This is a genomic window from Mesorhizobium sp. M2A.F.Ca.ET.042.01.1.1, from assembly GCF_003997405.1.
Lineage (GTDB): Bacteria > Pseudomonadota > Alphaproteobacteria > Rhizobiales > Rhizobiaceae > Mesorhizobium.
Map to the genome: position 1 here is coordinate 1 of NZ_RZRX01000129.1, position 17,271 is coordinate 17,271.

The window sequence follows — 17,271 nt, forward strand, 5'->3', positions numbered from 1 at the left end:
AGCTTGGCATCAAGGACGATCCGCTGCTCGACATCGCGATGGAACTGGAGAAGATCGCGCTAACCGACGCTTACTTCATCGAAAAGAAGCTCTACCCGAACGTCGACTTCTATTCCGGCATCACGCTGAAGGCGCTCGGCTTCCCCACAACCATGTTCACCGTTCTGTTCGCGGTCGCGCGCACCGTCGGCTGGATCGCGCAGTGGAAGGAAATGATCGAGGACCCGCACCAGAAGATCGGCCGCCCGCGCCAGCTCTACACCGGCGCCACAGAGCGCGACTACGTGCCGATTGCGAAAAGGTAATTGAGCGAATAGCGAGATAGCGAGTAGCGAATAGGGGAAAGAAGGCAAACCGATAGCCCACTCGCTATTCGCTACTCCCTATTCGCTCTCTTGATACACCCCATCACCACTTCCGCGGCGATCTCGCCGCTCGGCCGCTCGGTCGCCATCCGCTTGGCGATCTCCGCAAAGCCCGCCTTTTGCCAGGCACGCATGCCGGTGTCGGCAAACAGGGCCTCAAGTTGCCGGGCAAGGTTTTCCGGCCGGACATACTGGTCGTAGAATTCCGGAACCAGCGTGCGGTCGGAAATCAGGTTGGGCAGCAGGGCCGACCAAGTCGTCACAATATGCTGCAGCAGCTGGCGCGCAATCGGGTCCAGCCTGTAGCAGGAAACCATCGGAACGCCTGCAAGCGCCAACTCGAGCGACACCGTTCCAGACGCGATCAATGCCGCATCGGCCTTGCCGAAGGCCTGCCATTTGCGCTCCGGCTCGGTGATGATTTCCGGCTTGTCATCCCAACTGGCGACCGAAGCCTTCACCAGCTCGGTGACGTGCGGCACTGTCGGCAACAGCAGGCGCAGGCGATGGCCGCGTTGGCGCAGCGCCGACATCGCCTTGCCGAACGGTTCCATCAGCCGGCGAACCTCGCCGCGGCGCGAGCCAGGCAGCACCAGCAACGTCTTGACACGGTCGTCGGAGAGGTCGCGCGGCTGGCTCTGCGCCTTGGCGGCGCCAAGCACGCCCGGATCCCGCGTCAGCCGGTGACCGACATAAGTGCCCGGTGGTCCGCCGAGACGGGCAAGTGCCTTCACCTCGAACGGCAGGATGCAGAGAATGTGATCTACATAGGGCTTCATCGCCACCGCCCTGCCCGGCCGCCAAGCCCATACGCTCGGGCAGACATAGTGAACGATCGGGATGGCCGGCGCCATTGCGCGGACCTTCTTCGCCACGCGCAGCGAAAAGTCGGGACTGTCGATTGTGACGAGGCAATCAGGCCGCTCGGCCGCGATCGTCGCCGCCGTCTGGCTGATGCGGCGCATCAGCCGCGGCAGGTCGCGCAGCACCGCGCTGAAACCCATCAGCGCGATCTCTCCGCCGTCGAACAGCGGCGTCAGCCCCAATTGCTGCAGGTGCCGGCCGCCGATGCCGACAAGCTGAACCTTGCGGCCGGTCGTACGCTCGAGCGCCCGCACGATGTCGGCGCCGAGCAGATCGCCGGATTCCTCGCCGGCGACGATCGCGAGCCTGATCGGCTTGTCAGCGGCCATCAGCCGGCTCCCCGTTTGGCCAGCTCCGTCGCGGGCAGGCCGACGATGAAAAGGCCAAAGGCGTTCGCGCGAGCAAGCGTGGTCGGGCCTTCAAGGATAAGCGAACGGCCGGCCTCGACGGCTATGCCGGCAAGGCCTGCCGCATGAGCGGCGTCGACCGTCTGCGGGCCAATGGTGGGCAAGTCGGCCCGCAATTCCTGACCCGGCTTGGCGCATTTGACCAGCACGCCCCGCGCCTTGCCGGCCAGCCTGCCATGACCGCGCAAATCCCGCATTCTGTCGAGCAGACCGGCTGTGCCCTCGATGCCTTCCAGCGCCACGGCGCGACCTCCGATCGCAATCGCCGCCTGGCCGATATCGAGCGCGCCGATGGCCTTGGCCGCCTTGCGAGCGGCCTCGATGTCACGCCAGTCGGACTGGTTTGGTCCGGTCGCCGTCAATGTGCCTTCGCCCGCCGTCAGTTCCGGAACGACCTCGTGCGCGCCGACGACCTTGACGCCTCGCGTTTCGAGGGCTCGGGTCAACATCTTCAACAGGCCATCATCGCCGCGCCGCAAGGCTCTGACCACTAAGGGAATTATCGCCAGCAGACCAAATGTCGGCCTTATCTTGCTCAACCGCGGCCTGCGTTTGATCTCGCCGGCAAGGACGAGGTGGGTGATGCCCTGGCGCCTCAGCAACGGAAACAGCCGCCCGATCTCCTCCAGCGCAAGTTTTTCCTGATCGTAGGCCGCAAAGTCGGCCTCGCGGTCGACCTCACCGGCAGCGATGATGATGAAAGGCGCAAAACCGTGCTTCACCAGGCCGTCGGCGACTTCGACGGGCAGGCTGCCACCGCCGGCAATGATGCCGACCTTCGAGCCCGGCGCGAGTTGGATCCCTGATGCGACGCGCTCAGACCTCGTCATCGCCGCTGTCATCGTCGCCACCACCCTTCAGCGGCGGGACCGCATAGTGCCGCTTGCCGCCGCTGGCGATGAAGTCGATCATCTTCGTGGCGGCAGGAGACGAGGAGCCGAATTCCGCCCTGGCGAGATCGATATTCTCCGCGACGCTGCGGGAACGGTCGAAAATCGACCGGTAAACCTTGCGCAGCAGGTAGATTTCCGAGCGCGGCAGGCCGGAGCGCTTGAGTCCGATGATGTTCAGGCCGCGCAGCTTGGCGCGATTGCCGGCGGCGATCGCATAGGGAATGATATCGCCGACAACCGCCGAGCAGCCGCCGATGAAGGCGTTGTCGCCAATGCGCACGAACTGGTGAACGGCGGTCAGCCCGCCGATATAGACATTGTCGCCTATCTCGCAATGGCCGCCGAGCGTCGCGCCATTGGCGAAGGTCGCGTTCTTGCCGACGACGCAATCATGGGCGATGTGGGCGTAGGCAAGGAAATTGCCGTTGTCGCCGACACTCGTCTCGCCGCGGCTGGAATCGGTGCCGACATGCATCGTGACGCCTTCACGGATGGTGCAGTTCTCACCGACGACCAGGGTGGTGCGCCCACCCTTGTGCTTGGTGTTCTGCGGCGGCGCGCCAAGCGTCGCCATCGGATAGACCTTTGTTCCTGCTCCGATGGTTGATGCGCCCATCACCGACACATGGCTGACCAGCTCGACGCCGTCGCCGATGATTGAATCGGCGCTGATATGGCAGAAGGGTCCGATGCGGACACCTTTGCCGAGCCGGGCTCCTTCTTCGACGACCGAGGAAGGATGGATGAATGTCTCGACTTTCATGAGCATTTCGAACCGTCAGCCGGTGACCATCATGGCTGAAACCTCGGCCTCGGCGGCTTTCGCCCCGTCAACCATCGCCTCGCAGGCGAATTTCAGCAGATTGCCGCGTTTCTTGATCTTCTTGACGTGGATCCTGAGCTGGTCTCCCGGAACCACCGGCTTGCGGAATTTCGCATTGTCGATGGTCATGAAATAAACCAGCGAGGGCTTTTCCGTGTTGAGGCTGCGAATACAGATCGCGCCGGCGGTCTGGGCCATCGCCTCGATGATCAGCACGCCGGGCATGACCGGCTGCTGCGGGAAATGGCCTTGGAAATGCGGCTCGTTGATGGTCACGTTCTTGATGCCGACAGCGGATTCATCGCCATCGATATCGACAATGCGATCGATCAGCAGGAACGGATAGCGATGCGGCAGGAGCTTCATCAGCCCCATGATATCGACCGCCTCGAGTGTCGTTGCCACCATGTCAGCCATTTCCGTCGCCTTGCTTGCGCGTCCTGGCCATCTTGCGCAGCATCGCTATCTCGCGCATGGCTTCCGCCATCGGCTGTGCCGGATAGCCTCCCCAGATCTCGCCTGCCGGCACGTTGTTCATGAATCCACTTCTCGCAGCAAGCTTGGCTCCCGGCCCGATGGTCAGATGATCGGCGAGGCCGACACCGCCACCCATGGTGACGTTGTCGCCGACGACGACGGAACCGGAGATACCCGAAAGGCCCGCTATAATGCAATTGCGGCCGATGCGAACATTGTGGGCGATCTGCACCAGATTGTCGATCTTGGTGCCCTGGCCGATGATGGTATCGGACATCGCGCCGCGGTCGACGGTCGAATTGGAGCCGATCTCGACATCGTCCTGGATGATGACGCGGCCAATCTGCGGCACGCGTTCAGGCCCCTTGGCGCCGCCCACAAAGCCGAAACCGTCCTGGCCGATCCTTGCGCCGCCATGGATGATGACACGATTGCCGACAAGCGCATATTGGATGCTGGCGCCGGGGCCGATGAAGCCGTCACGACCAATCTGGCAGGAACGGCCGACCACCGCGTGAGGTGCAATGACCGTGCCGCTGCCGATGGACACGCCGGGACCGATCACGGCGCCCGCTTCGACGATCGCCCCATCCTCGATATGGGCGGACGGATCGACAAAGGCATGCGCCGAGATGCCGGTTTCTCCGGTCATTGGCCCCGGAGTTGCGGCATGCGGAAACAAAAGGCGCCCGACCATCGCGAAAGCCTGTTGCGGACGAGGATGCATAAGCACCGCGACCCCTGGCGGCGCCTTGCTGGCAACATCGGCGGGGCACAGGACTGCGGCCGCCCTCAGCGACTGCATCAGCGCGAAATTGCGCTTGCCGTCGACAAAGACGAGCGCGCCGTCACCGCCCTCATTGGCGGGAGCCAGCCCTTCGATGGCAATTTCAGCCTGCGCGGCATCAAGCAGGCTGGCGCCGGTCAGATTCGCGACCTCGCCAGCCGTATACCGGCGTGAAGGCGCGAAGAACACCGGATCGGTCATTCCAGAAGCAATATCCAGCTGGGTCGGCTCAGTCTAGTCCGGGCCGTCACGCGGCCCGGAAACAACGCAACCGCTAAATTAGAAGCGGGTCGCTATGCCGAAGTTGAATTCCTGCACATTGTCGGTCGATTCTTTCTTGACCGGAATCGCGTAGTCGATGCGGATCGGGCCGAACGGCGAAGCCCACATCAGGCCGACACCCACCGAGGCGCGGAGCTTCATGTCGGTCGATTCCTGCGCAACCGATGTAATCTTCGTTCCGTAAAGGGTCGCGGCGTCGGCAAATACGGCACCGCGCAGGCCAAAGCTCTCCGGAATGACCGGCAGCGGGAACTGGGCTTCCGCCGAAGCATTGAAATAGGTGGTGCCACCAAGGTGATCACCCGTAGCTGGGTCAACCGGGCCGATGCCGCCATATTCAAAGCCGCGTATCATGCGATCGTTGCTCTGGAACTGGTCGAAGATGCGCAGGCCATTGTCACCATAGCCTGCAATGTAGCCGGCGCCGCCCGATACGAGGCCGACAAGGTCAAGCTGCTCCGACAATGTCTGATAGACGCTTGCCCGGCCGGTCACCTTCACCCATTTGGCATCGCCGCCAAGACCGGCGAACTCGGTCGCGCCAGTGACGAAGAGACCCTCATGCGGGTTCTTCATGTCGTCGATCGTGTTGTAGGTAAGACCCAAGCTGACCGAGGACTTCAGCCATGAACCCTCATCGATGGCGTCTTTGATGGCCTGTGAAAGGTTGCAGTCGCCTTCAATACCGTCGCCGTTGCTATCGCAGTTGTCGTACTCGTATTTTTCCTGCGAGATATTGTACGCCAGCTGCGTCGAAATGCTGTCGGTAATCGGCAGGCCGAAGCGAACGCTCGCGCCGGTGGTGTCCGTATCGTAGTGATCATAGTTGCGGGTCGATTTGTAGATATCGAAACCCGCCGCGATGCGCCGGCCAAGGAAGTAGGGCTCGGTGAAGGACAGAGCGAAGTCGCGCGAATTCTTGCCGCCGCCGGCCGACAGCTTGATGTACTGGCCACGGCCTAGGAAGTTGCGCTCCGTGATCGAGCCCTCGATCGATGGGCCGGGCGTGTCGCCACCGGTCGAATAACCAGCACCGACCGAGAATTCGCCGGTCGACTTCTCAACCACGGTGACCACCAGCACAACCTGGTCGGGTGCCGAGCCCGGAACCGTCGAGATGTCGACGGACTGGAAGTAATCAAGGCCTTCCAACCGCTTCTTCGCGCGCTGGATGAGGACCTGGTTGAAGGCGTCGCCCTCGCTGACGTCGAATTCGCGACGAATGACATAGTCGCGCGTGCGGTCGTTGCCGCGGATTTCGATGCGCTCGATATAGGCCTTGGTGCCCTGGTCGATGGTGTAGACGACCGAAATGGTGTGGTTCTCGAAATTGCGGTCGCCGCGCGGCGTCACCTGGGCGAAGGCGTAACCCGAGCCCGCGACCTTCTCGGTCAAGGCGACGATCGAATCCTCGACGTCCTTGGCGTTGTAGACATCGCCCTTGTGGGTTTCGACGGCCGATTCCAGCGCCTTCGAGTCGACCTCCGGAATGGAGCTTTCCACGCTGACGTCGCCGAACGTGTAGCGGTCGCCTTCCTGAACGGTGATGGTGACCGTGTATTTGTTGGTGGCGTCGTCAAGCTCGCCGACGGCCGAGACGACCTGGAAGTCGGCATAGCCATGATTGTAGTAGAAGCGGCGCAGCAGCTCCTGGTCGGCGCGCAGCTTGTCCTCGTCATAGACGTCGTCGCGCAGCACGAAGGACAGCCAGGACGAACGCTTGGTATTGATGACATCGGACAGGCGGCGACTGGAATAGGCGTGATTGCCGACGAAATTGATCGCCGCGATCTGGGTGCGGCCGCCTTCGTTGATGTTGAAGACCACGTTCACGCGGTTGTCGCCGAGATCCATGATCTGCGTGGTCACGGCGGCGTCATCGCGGCCAATGCGCTTGTATGCCGACTTGATCGCCTCGACATCGGCATCGAGCGTTTGCTGCGAGAAGGTCGCCCGCGGCTTCAGCTGGATACCCATCTGAAGCGCGTTGTCCTTGATCTTCTTGTTGCCCTGGAACAGGACCTGGTTGACGACCTTGTATTCGGAAACCTTGACCACCAGGCTCGAACCGACCTGGTTGATCTGAACGTCCGAGAACAGGCCGGTTCCGAACAGCGCCTTGACGGCGTCGTCGATATCGGAGCTGGAGAAAGGCTTGCCCGGCTTGATCGTAATGTAATTGCGGATGGTCTCGGCATCGACGCGCTGGTTGCCGCTGACCTCGACGCGCGAAACGACCGCGGCCTCGGCCACCGAGGTGGCTGCGAACTGCACTGCGAGCGCGCCTGGCACGACCAGAGCGGCGGACAAAGCCGCCGCGGAAGCGGCGCTCAGAAACTTGGATGCTGCCTTCATCGGGCTTTTGTACCTTTTTCTCGTAGTCCCCACGGCGAGAAAACCGGACGTGCGGTATTTTCCCTTACCGTATTAACCGGATTTTCCCTACACGCAAGGCTCCCGGTTAATTTGTATTTACTTAACCGTACCGCGTGGCTTTCGCGTCACGCATATCCCCACGCATGGTAAACGGCATCTCAATATGACCGGCGCTGAAGCCAAATTTCTTCATGATTTCAGCACCCAAACAGATCATTCCAAAAAACGAAGCCCATGAAACCGAGCACCAGGAACAGCCCGGTTCGATAGGCCATCTCCATCATTCGCTCCGAAACAGGTCGCCTTATGACGGCCTCCACGCCGTAGAACAACAGGTGGCCGCCGTCGAGAGGGGGAATCGGCAGGAGATTGAGAAATCCTATTCCGACTGACAGAAATGCAACAAGCTGCACCAGCCACTCGAAGCCGAGCTTGGCTGCCTGGCCCGACATCTTCGCGATCTTGATCGGGCCACCCAACTGGCACTTGTCCTCGCGTCCAAGCGCAAAGCGCTGCAGGAACTGCCCGGTGCGCTCGATCACATGTCCGGTTTCCTCGACCGCCGCTACCACGGCGCCGGCCGGCGTATAGGAGATCAGGCGTGGCTGGCCGAGCTCGGCATTGTTGACGACGCCGATAACCGCGACCTTGACCTTGTTGCCCAGCGCATCCTGCTGCTCCATCGGCTCCGGTGTCGCCGTGACGGCGATTTCCTTGCCGTCGCGTAGCATGGTGAAGGTGATCGCATCGCCTGCCCGGCCTGAAACCAGGCGCTGCACATCGGCGAAGGTCTCCACCTTGCTGCCGTCGACTTTGACGAATCGGTCGCCAGGCTGGATTCCGGCTTTCTCAGCTGGACTGCCCGCGGTGACCTGGGCCACCGTAGGTTCCAGAACCGGGCGGCCATAGAGGGAAAACAGCACCGCAAACACGGCGATCGTCAGCAGGAAATTGAACAGCGGTCCCGCAACGACGGTCGCGGCGCGCTTCCAGATAGGCTGCGTGTGGAAGGCGACCTCGCGCTCGGCGTCGGTCAGTGATTCGATCTCCTCGGCGCTCGGCTGGCTCGACGTCGCATTCATGTCGCCGACGAATTTGACGTAGCCGCCAAGCGGAATGGCGCAAAGCTTCCACCGCGTCCCGCGGCGATCGTTAAAGCCGACGAGCTCGGGGCCGAAACCGATGGAAAAGGCCTTCACGCCGATGCCGCACCAGCGGCCGATGAGATAGTGGCCCATCTCGTGGACGAACACGACCACGGTCAGCACGAACAGAAACGGCACGAGCGTGCCAAGGACGAAGCCTTGCGTGCTGAAGACCGCGTGAAAAATGTCGTTCAACTCATGCCCTCAAATTCGCCCGCACACGACATTCCGCCGCGACTGTGGCATCAATCCGGGCGAAACCGTGGCGCGCGCCGTTTTTCGCCTTGACCATTAGCGTCGTTCAGTTCGGAAACAGCCCCAGTGCCGGATGCTCGGCGCCCGCCGCGACCCAACCAATCACGTACAGCGCCAGCGCGGCCGCGACAAGCCCATCGACCCTGTCCATGACGCCGCCATGGCCGGGAATGAGGTTGCTGGAATCCTTGGCGCCATGCCGGCGCTTGACCCAGGATTCGAACAGGTCGCCGATCTGCGAAACGATCGACAGCGCCAGCGCGGCGAGGCCGAGCTGGGCGAGATTGCCGGCGCCGGCTGCAATTGCCAGCAGTAGCCCGGCGGCAAGGCCGCCGACCGCGCCCCCAACCGCGCCGCTCCGTGTCTTGCCGGGCGAGATCGACGGCGCAAGTTTCGGGCCGCCTATAGCGCGGCCGACGAAATAGGCCGCGATGTCAGTCGCCCAGACCACAGCGAACAGGAACAGAATCGCTATCAGCCCGGAATGGTTGTTGTCACGCAGATAGGCGAGCGAGAAGCCGGATAGCGCCGCATAGGCCACCCCGGAGGCTTCCCACTGCTCAGCCCCCCTGATCCGGGCTGCGATGGCCGCGACCGCCACAAGGATCGCGATCAGCAAAAGCAGCCACAAGGCCGGCACGCCGGCAACCAGCGCGCCGATGAAGATCACAATCAGTGCTTCCGGCAGGAAGCCGAGCGCCGCGCCGTTGCCGGCGCGCGCCATGCGCGTCCATTCATAGAAGATCAACGCCGCGATTGCCCCACAGAACAGCCGGAACGGCAATCCGCCGAGCCAGGTGAGCGCGAGCGTCAGCGCCGCCATCACGATTGCCGAGATGACGCGCTGCTGGAGGTTGCTCATGCGTGGCGCCGCCTAAAGCGCGACGTCGCGGGCGGCGAGCCCGCCGAAGCGCCGTTCGCGGCCGGCAAAGTCGCGCAAGGCATCGGCCAGGTGTTCGCGGCTGAAATCCGGCCAATAGCAAGGCAGGAAGACAAGCTCGCTATAGGCCGCCTGCCACAGGAGAAAATTCGACAGCCTGAGCTCGCCGCTGGTCCGGATCACCAGCTCGGGGTCGGGAATGCCCTGTGTGTCGAGCGAAGCGGCAAAGCTCTCCGCCGTGATCGCGTCGCTCGCCATGTCGCCGCGCGCGACGGCATCCGCCAGCTTGCGGGCGGTGCGCACGATCTCGTCGCGGCCACCATAGTTGAAGGCGATGACCAGCGTCAGCGCCTCGTTGCCGGCGGTCAGCGATTCGGCCTCCTGCAGCAGGCCCCTGATGTCGGGCTGCAGCCCTTGCTTGTCGCCAATTATCCTCACCCGCACGCCGTTCTGATGCAGTTCGGCAAGGTCGCGGCGGATGAACAGCTTCAACAAACCCATGAGGTCGCTAACCTCGGATTTCGGCCGAGACCAATTCTCCGAGGAAAAGGCGTAGACGGTCAGGTAGGAGATGCCGAGATCGGGCGCTGCGCGCACCGTCTTGCGCAGCGCCTCTACGCCCGCCCGGTGGCCGGCAAGGCGCGGCAGACCGCGCGCCTTGGCCCAGCGTCCGTTTCCATCCATGATGATCGCGACATGCGCGGGCGTTGCCATAATCTCGCTTTCGAGCCGGAAACCCGACCCTAAACCTGCATGATTTCAGCTTCCTTATCGGAAAGCAGGTGATCGATCGTGCTGATCATCTCGTCGGTCAGCTTCTGCACCTGGTCGGAGCGCTTGCGCTGATCGTCCTCGCTGATGGTGCCATCCTTCTCGGCCTTCTTGAGGAAGTCCATGCCGTCGCGGCGAACATGGCGAACCGCGACGCGCGCATTCTCGGCGTAACCGTGCGAAATCTTGACCAGCTCCTTGCGGCGCTGCTCGTTGAGCTCGGGCAGCGGAATCCGGAGCGTGGTGCCGTCGACGATCGGGTTGAAGCCCAGATTGGCCTCGCGGATGGCGCGGTCCACCGCGCTGACCATCGACTTGTCCCAGACCGACACCGAAATCATGCGCGGCTCCGGCACCGAAACGTTGGCGACCTGGTTGATCGGCATCGCGGTGCCGTAGGCCTGCACCTGCACGGCGTCGAGCAGGTTGCTGGAGGCCCGGCCGGTGCGCAGCGAAGCCAGATCGTGCTTGAATGCGGCGATCGCCCCGTCCATGCGTCGCTTCAGGTCTTCGTACTCGCCACTCATGATCATCTCCTCGACCCGTTCGCCGGGTTCACTGCTTCTATGGCTATTCGGTCGGCGGTTCCGAGGTCGTTTGACCGATCCCGGCGCCTGTTACTTGTCCGTGACGACCGTGCAATGGCCGCCGCCCCTTAGAATATCGCCGAAACCACCTTTTTCGTGGATCGAATAGACGATTATCGGAATGTTGTTTTCGCGCGCAAGTGCAATCGCGGCGGTATCCATGATCGCAAGCCCGCGTTTGATGACTTCGGCGTGGCTGATGCGGTCGAAGCGGACAGCGTTCGGATCTTTCTTGGGATCTGCCGAATAGACCCCGTCGACCTGCGTGCCCTTGAACAGCGCATCGGCGCCGATCTCGGCGGCGCGAAGCGCCGCGGCCGAATCGGTGGTGAAGAACGGATTGCCGGTGCCGCCGGCGAAGATGACCACCTTGCCCTGATTCATATAGGCGGTCGCCTGGCGCTGGGAAAAGCTCTCGCAGAGCTCGGGCATGGCGATCGCCGACAGCACGACGGCGTCAACGCCGATCTTGTTCAGCGAGGTGCGCAGCGCCAGCGAGTTGATGACGGTGGCGAGCATGCCCATGTGATCGCCGGTGACGCGGTCGCCGCCCTTCGAGGCGACGGCGACGCCGCGGAAGATGTTGCCGCCGCCGATGACGACGCCCACTTCCACGCCCAGCGCGCGCGCCTCGGCGATGTCGGCGGCGATGCGGTCGACCACCGAGACGTCGATGCCGAAATGCTGCTCGCCCATCAACGCTTCGCCGGAAGCTTTCAGCACGACACGTCGATAGAGGGGCTTATCCGTCATCTTGATCCTCGCAAATCTCGGCGCGGCAATTTTGGAGGCAAAACCGCCCCCGCTTCATCCGGCGATGCTGTCATGACGGGTTGACCCGATACACGAAGGGCGCGGCGATGTCACGCCGCGCCCTCGTGCAAAATTCCAGGCTTTTTCGGTCAGTTGCCGCCTTTCGAACAGTTGCCCTTTTTCAATCAGTCGCTTGAGATGCTGACCGCTTCGCCTTCGATGACGACGGGATGGCAATAGCCTGCCGGCTTGTCGCCAGTCACCGCGCCACCGGTCACCCGCACCTGGATCTCGGAGCCGAAATACGAATGCGGAAACGGTGCTGGCGTGGCGCTGACCTCTTCCAGCCGCTTGCGAAGCTCGGCGGGTATAGAAAAATCGAGCGCGCCAAGATTGTCCTCGAGCTGCTCGAGCCTCGTCGCTCCAAGGATGACGGAGGCGATGCCTGGCTGGGTCGCCACCCAGTTGAGCGCGACCTGCGCCATGCTGCGGCCAAGCTCGGCCGCCACCTTCTCGAGCTCCGCCACGATCGCCCAGTTGCGGTCGCTGAACTTCTGGAAGCCGGGATGTGTGGTGTTGCGGAAGCCGTCGAGCCGGCCGGCATTCCCGGCTCGCGTCGGCCTGTATTTGCCGCTGAGCAGGCCGCTGGCCAAAGGGCTCCACACCATGATGCCGGCGCCATGACGGGTGGCGAAAGGCACATATTCATGTTCGATGGCGCGCTCGGCGAGCGAATATTCGAGCTGCAGCGCCGAAACCGGCTCATAGCCGCGCAGTTCGGCGATCGCCTGGGCGCGGCCGGCATACCACGCCGGCACGTCGGAGAGGCCGACATGGCGCACCTTGCCGGCGCGCACCAGATCGTCCAGCGTGCGCAGCACCTCCTCTGCCGGGGTGATCCGGTCCCAGACATGCAGCAGGTAGAGATCGATATAGTCGGTGCCGAGCCGCTTCAACGAGGCGTCCACCGCCCGCATGATGTTCTTGCGGCCATTGCCGCCGGCATTGGGATTGCCCGATTCCGAGTTGAAGGTGAATTTGGTGGCGATCACCGCCTTGTCGCGCAAGCCGCGCTCGGCGACGAACTCGCCGAGCCAGGTCTCGGCTGTGCCGCCGGTATAGAGATCGGCCGTGTCGAAGAAGTTGCCGCCCGCTTCGACATAGGCGTCGAACATCGCGCGCGCGGTGTCCCGGTCCGCGCCCCAGCCCCATTCCGTTCCGAAGGTCATGGTGCCGAGCGCCAGCCGGCTGACGCGCAGGCCGCTGTTGCCAAGCGTGTAATAGGTCATGGTCATGGTGGTCTTCCGATGCTGAACTGATGTGCTGCCGGTCACTGCCCAGGAGTCGCCTTGACCCAGGGATTGCCGCGCTCATGCGTCATGCGGAAGGTGAAGCCGTCGACCTTCCAGCCGGCAGCCGATCGGGCCAAATGATGCTCATACGTGCCCCAGACCTCCCAGAGCGGGTCGCCATTGCCTTCCATCCGGTTCCAGGCATAGCCGTTGGAATGAACGGTCGCGGCATCGGCTTCGAGCACGACCTGATGGTTGGTGCGCAGATGCAGGCTGGTCTTGCTGCCCTTGAGATTGCCCGCCCAGGCGCCGATCAGGTCGTCGGAGGCGATGTTGGCCGCGGGCTGGCCGGAGAGGCTGCTGAAATCGGCGGTGACACGCTCGGCGAAATAGCTGCGCGCCAGCTTCCAGTCCTGCGCATCCACCGCGCGGTCGATGGCGTCGGCGATACGGATCACCGCGCGCTCGTCGGCAAGCGCCTGCCAACCGGTCGCCTCCGCGCCGCCGGCATCGACCGGGGCCAATGCCATGCCCGCCGCAAAGGTTGCATGTCTCAACGCATTCATTTCGTCTCTCCTTGAAGCATCAGCCCGCCGCCGATGTGTTGATGCCCAATATGGGCTGGCTTGAGAGCATCGATAAGATTGCATTGTTCGCAAAGACTATGCGATATCATTCATGAATGGATCGCGATCTGCTCACACATTTGCCGGTCATCGTCGCCGTGGCGCGGCGCGGCGGTTTCGCGCTTGCCGCGGCTGAGCTCGGCATGAGTCCATCCGCCGTGAGCCATGCGGTGCGGCTCGTGGAAGAGCGCGTCGGCCAGCCGCTCTTCGCCCGCACGACGCGCAGCGTCTCGTTGACCGAGGCCGGCAAGGCGCTGGTGGAGACGGCGGCCCCTGCCCTCCAGGACATTGCCGAGCGGATGGATCGCATCCGCGGCGTGAAGGGAAGGCCGGCCGGCCTGCTCAGGATCAATGCCTCCAACATAGCGATCCCCCTGGCGGTGACGCCGGTGGTCGCGGCGATGGCCGAACGCTACCCCGATGTGACGGTCGAGATCGTTGCCGACCAGGGACTTATCGATATCGTCGGCGAAGGTTTTGATGCCGGTATCCGGCTGGGCGAGATGATCGCCCAGGACATGGTCACTGTCCGGATGACGCCGCCGTTCAAAGCCGTGATCGTCGCCTCTCCCGCCTATGTCGGAAAGCACGGCCGACCGCGCGACGTGGCCGATCTCGCCAACCATAACTGCATTGGCTACCGGCTGGTTCGGTCCGGCGCGCTTTACCGCTGGGATCTGAATGACAACGGCAAGGATGTCGTTGTCGAGACACGCGGCACGGCCACTGTCACGGATTCGCTTGGCGCCATCGATCTGGCGCTGGCCGGCGTCGGGCTTGCCTACGTTTTCGAGCCGCTGGTGCGCGCAGACCTTGCCGCCGGCCGCCTCGTCCAAATCCTGCCGCAGACGGCGATCGAGGAGCCCGGCCTCTTCCTCTATTTTCCGCGCCGCGCGTCGATGGCGCCGAAGCTCAGGGCCTTTATCGACACCGCACAAGAAATCGGCCGAGCATCCATGCGGACACCCGGCCGAGTTGCCTGAGCTCGTGAGCTCTTCACCTTAAGGGAAACGCGATGCGCTCCCCTTGGATCGGAGCTATTTCTTGACCGCTGCCGCGACCTCCGCCGCGAAATCGGTCGTTTCCTTCTCGATGCCCTCGCCCAGCGCGTAACGCAGATAGGCGGTGATCTTCGCCGGAGCGCCGATCTCCTTCTCGGCATCCTTCAGCGCCTTCTCGACGGTGATGTCGGGATTGAGCACGAAAGCCTGCTTCAAAAGCACGACCTCTTCATAGAACTTGCGCAGGCGGCCCTCGACCATCTTCTCGATGATGGCTTCCGGCTTGCCCGACTGGCGCGCCTGATCGGAGAAGATCGCCTTCTCGCGCTCGACGAGCGCCGGGTCGACTTCCTCGGCGGTCAGCGCGACCGGGTTGCTGGCGGCGACATGCATCGCGACCTGGCGGGCAAAAGCGTTGGCGGCATGCTCGTTGCCGGTGGTCTCGATGGCCACCAGCACGCCGAGCTTGCCGAGACCGTCGGCAACCGCGTTGTGGACATAGGTCGCCACCACGCCATGCGGTACGGTGAGCTTGGCCGAACGGCGGAAACCCATGTTCTCGCCGATGGTGCCGACAGCGTCCTTGATGGTGTCGGTGACCGACTTGTCGGAGCCCGGATACTTCGCGGCGGCGACCGCCTCCGTCGTGCCGTACGCGAGCGCGACCTTGGCCACGTTGGCCACGATCTCCTGGAAGGCCGCATTGCGGGCGACGAAGTCGGTCTCGGAATTGACCTCGACGACGGCGGCTTCACGCACGCCGGCATCGACGCCGATCAGGCCCTCGGCGGCGGTGCGGCCGGCCTTCTTGTCGGCCTTCGAGATACCCTTCTTGCGCAGCCAGTCGACGGCCGCTTCCATGTCGCCGTTGGTCTCGTTCAACGCCGCCTTGCAGTCCATCATGCCCGCGCCGGTCAAGTCGCGGAGTTCTTTGACCTGTGCAGCCGAAATCGTCATTGTCGCCTCTTTGTTTCAAATGCGCCGACGCACCAACCGGGACTCGGGTGATGCGCTCGGCAAAAGCGCTTTAGCGCGCCAACTTATTGGAAAGATGAAGGCCGGGTTCCGGCCTTCGATATCAAGCTTCCGGGGCTTCGCTGGCCGGAGCGTCGAGCGCCGGCTCGACCGGAGCCTCGGCCGAAGCGCCGATGTCGACGCCGAGCGCGCCTTGCTGGCGGGCGATGCCGTCGATGGCGGCCTTGGCGATCAGGTCGCAATAGAGCTGGATGGCGCGGGCCGCGTCGTCATTGCCGGGGATCGGGAAGTCGATCTTGTCCGGGTCGCAGTTCGAATCGATGATGGCCACGACCGGAATGCCGAGGCGCTTGGCCTCGAGGATGGCGATCGCTTCCTTGTTGGTGTCGATGACGAACATCAGGTCCGGCGTCGAGCCCATGTCCTTGATGCCGCCGAGAGCCTTGTTGAGCTTCTCGCGCTCGCGATCGAGGTTCAGGCGCTCCTTCTTGGTGAGGCCCTGGGCCTCGCCGGCCAGCGTCTCGTCGAGCTTGCGCAGGCGCTGGATGGAGTTCGAGATCGTCTTCCAGTTGGTGAGCATGCCGCCCAGCCAGCGCGAGTTGACATAGTACTGAGCCGAGCGTTGCGCGGCGTCGGCGACGATGTCGGAGGCCTGGCGCTTAGTGCCGACGAACAGCACGCGGCCGCCCTTGGCGACGGTGTCGGACACCTGCTTCAAGGCCTGGTGCAGCAGCGGCACCGTCTGCGACAGGTCGATGATGTGGATGTTGTTGCGGGCGCCATAGATGTAAGGCGCCATCTTCGGGTTCCAGCGATGGGTCTGGTGGCCGAAGTGAACACCAGCTTCCAAAAGCTGGCGCATGCTGAAATCTGGCAGAGCCATTATTTAGTTCCTTTCCGGTTGGCCTCCACGGACACAGGCATTTCGGACGGGATGTCCTGATGCCACCGGAGGTTTCAGCCGGATTTCTCCCGGGCAGACACCAAAGTCCGTGTGTGGAATGAGCGCGCATATAGAGGGGAAGTCCCTTAAACGCAAGCCGTGCGTCGCTGCGCGGCTCAACGTGCGGCAATCAGCGCACCGGTGCCGATCATCGCGCCGCCGGCGAACCTGTTCATCAGGCGCATGCGCCTCGGGGTGTTGAACCAGCCGGCTGCCCGGCCGGCCATCGCGGCGTAGATGCCCATGGTGATGACATTGACGCTGATCACGACGAGCACCACCAGCAGGCCATCGGCGAAGGTCATGGTATCGAGGTTCAGGATCAGTGGCATGATGGAGGCGTGGAACAGGATCGCCTTCGGATTGCCGAGCGCAATGGAAGCGCCGAGAACGAAGGACCGCGACAGCCGCGCCTGCGACTGAGGAGATTCGTCCTTTTGTTTGGCGGCGGCTCGCCACATCCTCATCCCGAGAAAGACGAGGTAAGCGGCGCCCGCGTATTTCAGCAAAAGAAAAATCCATTCGAAGGTCTGGGCAATGGCCACCAGTCCGAGCAGCGCCAGGGTGACCAGCAGGGCGTCGCCCGCGGCGACGCCCACGCCGGTGATGAACGCCCGGCCGAAGCCGCGCGACAAACCGTTGGTGATGACCGCGAACATCGCCGGCCCAGGCGTGGCGGCTGCCAATGTGATTGCGACGCAATATGCCAGGAACGCCGTCACCGTCATCGTCTCACCTTCCCATTCGGCACTCGCACACGGCGGAAGAC

General features: G+C 63.2%; 18 protein-coding genes. 2 read left to right on the top strand and 16 right to left on the bottom strand.

Features of this window, described 5'->3' with window-relative positions; translation table 11 throughout:
- Positions 1-305 (top strand): citrate/2-methylcitrate synthase (locus EOA23_RS19735; RefSeq protein ID WP_281058758.1); only part of this gene is annotated, 305 nt, incomplete at its 5' end.
- Between the two features lie 71 nt (positions 306-376).
- Here the strand turns inward: EOA23_RS19735 and lpxB are convergent.
- The 13 genes from lpxB to EOA23_RS19800 all read right to left on the bottom strand — a co-directional run bounded on the left by lpxB (position 377) and on the right by EOA23_RS19800 (position 13,523).
- The gene (lpxB, locus tag EOA23_RS19740; RefSeq protein ID WP_127305384.1) at positions 377-1,558 is read right to left on the bottom strand and encodes a lipid-A-disaccharide synthase; all 1,182 of its coding nucleotides are present in this window, start codon (positions 1,556-1,558) and stop codon (positions 377-379) included.
- Positions 1,558-2,466 carry a UDP-2,3-diacylglucosamine diphosphatase LpxI gene (gene lpxI / locus EOA23_RS19745; RefSeq protein WP_127305385.1) on the bottom strand — a complete coding sequence of 303 codons (909 nt, stop codon included), beginning with the start codon at positions 2,464-2,466 and terminating at the stop codon, positions 1,558-1,560. Before lpxI ends, lpxB begins: the two co-directional genes overlap by 1 nt.
- Positions 2,453-3,292, bottom strand: a complete 840-nt coding sequence (gene lpxA / locus EOA23_RS19750; RefSeq protein WP_127305386.1) for an acyl-ACP--UDP-N-acetylglucosamine O-acyltransferase — start codon at positions 3,290-3,292, stop codon at positions 2,453-2,455. The genes lpxI and lpxA overlap by 14 nt, the downstream gene beginning before the upstream one ends.
- A 15-nt stretch (positions 3,293-3,307) precedes the next feature.
- Positions 3,308-3,769 (bottom strand): 3-hydroxyacyl-ACP dehydratase FabZ, encoded by a 462-nt coding sequence (fabZ, locus tag EOA23_RS19755; RefSeq protein ID WP_095818698.1) that lies wholly within the window; start codon positions 3,767-3,769, stop codon positions 3,308-3,310.
- Positions 3,762-4,817, bottom strand: coding sequence for a UDP-3-O-(3-hydroxymyristoyl)glucosamine N-acyltransferase (gene lpxD / locus EOA23_RS19760; RefSeq protein WP_042642540.1), 1,056 nt, complete (start codon positions 4,815-4,817; stop codon positions 3,762-3,764). The genes fabZ and lpxD overlap by 8 nt, the downstream gene beginning before the upstream one ends.
- A gap of 78 nt (positions 4,818-4,895) precedes the next feature.
- Positions 4,896-7,253 (bottom strand): outer membrane protein assembly factor BamA, encoded by a 2,358-nt coding sequence (bamA, locus tag EOA23_RS19765; protein ID WP_127305387.1) that lies wholly within the window; start codon positions 7,251-7,253, stop codon positions 4,896-4,898.
- Between the two features lie 218 nt (positions 7,254-7,471).
- A complete protein-coding gene (gene rseP / locus EOA23_RS19770) occupies positions 7,472-8,614 on the bottom strand; it encodes an RIP metalloprotease RseP (protein WP_127305388.1) in 1,143 nt (380 codons plus the stop codon).
- A gap of 106 nt (positions 8,615-8,720) precedes the next feature.
- Complete coding sequence (locus EOA23_RS19775; protein WP_127305389.1) at positions 8,721-9,536, bottom strand: phosphatidate cytidylyltransferase; 816 nt, start codon at positions 9,534-9,536, stop codon at positions 8,721-8,723.
- 12 nt (positions 9,537-9,548) lie between these two features.
- Positions 9,549-10,268 carry an isoprenyl transferase gene (locus EOA23_RS19780; protein ID WP_127305390.1) on the bottom strand — a complete coding sequence of 240 codons (720 nt, stop codon included), beginning with the start codon at positions 10,266-10,268 and terminating at the stop codon, positions 9,549-9,551.
- Positions 10,269-10,297: 29 nt separating this feature from the next.
- The gene (gene frr / locus EOA23_RS19785) at positions 10,298-10,852 is read right to left on the bottom strand and encodes a ribosome recycling factor (RefSeq protein WP_082037291.1); all 555 of its coding nucleotides are present in this window, start codon (positions 10,850-10,852) and stop codon (positions 10,298-10,300) included.
- Between the two features lie 90 nt (positions 10,853-10,942).
- Positions 10,943-11,665: a UMP kinase gene (pyrH, locus tag EOA23_RS19790; protein WP_042642552.1), complete on the bottom strand. Its 723-nt coding sequence runs from the start codon at positions 11,663-11,665 to the stop codon at positions 10,943-10,945.
- 185 nt (positions 11,666-11,850) lie between these two features.
- Complete coding sequence (locus EOA23_RS19795) at positions 11,851-12,960, bottom strand: aldo/keto reductase (RefSeq protein ID WP_127305391.1); 1,110 nt, start codon at positions 12,958-12,960, stop codon at positions 11,851-11,853.
- A gap of 35 nt (positions 12,961-12,995) precedes the next feature.
- Positions 12,996-13,523: a nuclear transport factor 2 family protein gene (locus tag EOA23_RS19800; protein ID WP_127305392.1), complete on the bottom strand. Its 528-nt coding sequence runs from the start codon at positions 13,521-13,523 to the stop codon at positions 12,996-12,998.
- Between the two features lie 116 nt (positions 13,524-13,639).
- On the opposite strand from EOA23_RS19800, the gene EOA23_RS19805 reads away from it, so the two are divergent.
- Positions 13,640-14,566, top strand: coding sequence for a LysR family transcriptional regulator (locus EOA23_RS19805; protein WP_127305393.1), 927 nt, complete (start codon positions 13,640-13,642; stop codon positions 14,564-14,566).
- Between the two features lie 54 nt (positions 14,567-14,620).
- Here EOA23_RS19805 and tsf read toward each other — a convergent pair whose 3' ends face one another.
- The 3 genes from tsf to EOA23_RS19820 form a co-directional block, all read right to left on the bottom strand.
- Positions 14,621-15,541, bottom strand: coding sequence for a translation elongation factor Ts (gene tsf / locus EOA23_RS19810; RefSeq protein ID WP_040987261.1), 921 nt, complete (start codon positions 15,539-15,541; stop codon positions 14,621-14,623).
- Between the two features lie 121 nt (positions 15,542-15,662).
- A complete protein-coding gene (rpsB, locus tag EOA23_RS19815; RefSeq protein WP_042642561.1) occupies positions 15,663-16,442 on the bottom strand; it encodes a 30S ribosomal protein S2 in 780 nt (259 codons plus the stop codon).
- Positions 16,443-16,618: 176 nt separating this feature from the next.
- Entirely contained in the window at positions 16,619-17,230 is a 612-nt protein-coding gene (locus EOA23_RS19820) for a LysE family translocator (RefSeq protein ID WP_127305394.1), read from the bottom strand.
- Positions 17,231-17,271: the final 41 nt, after the last annotated feature.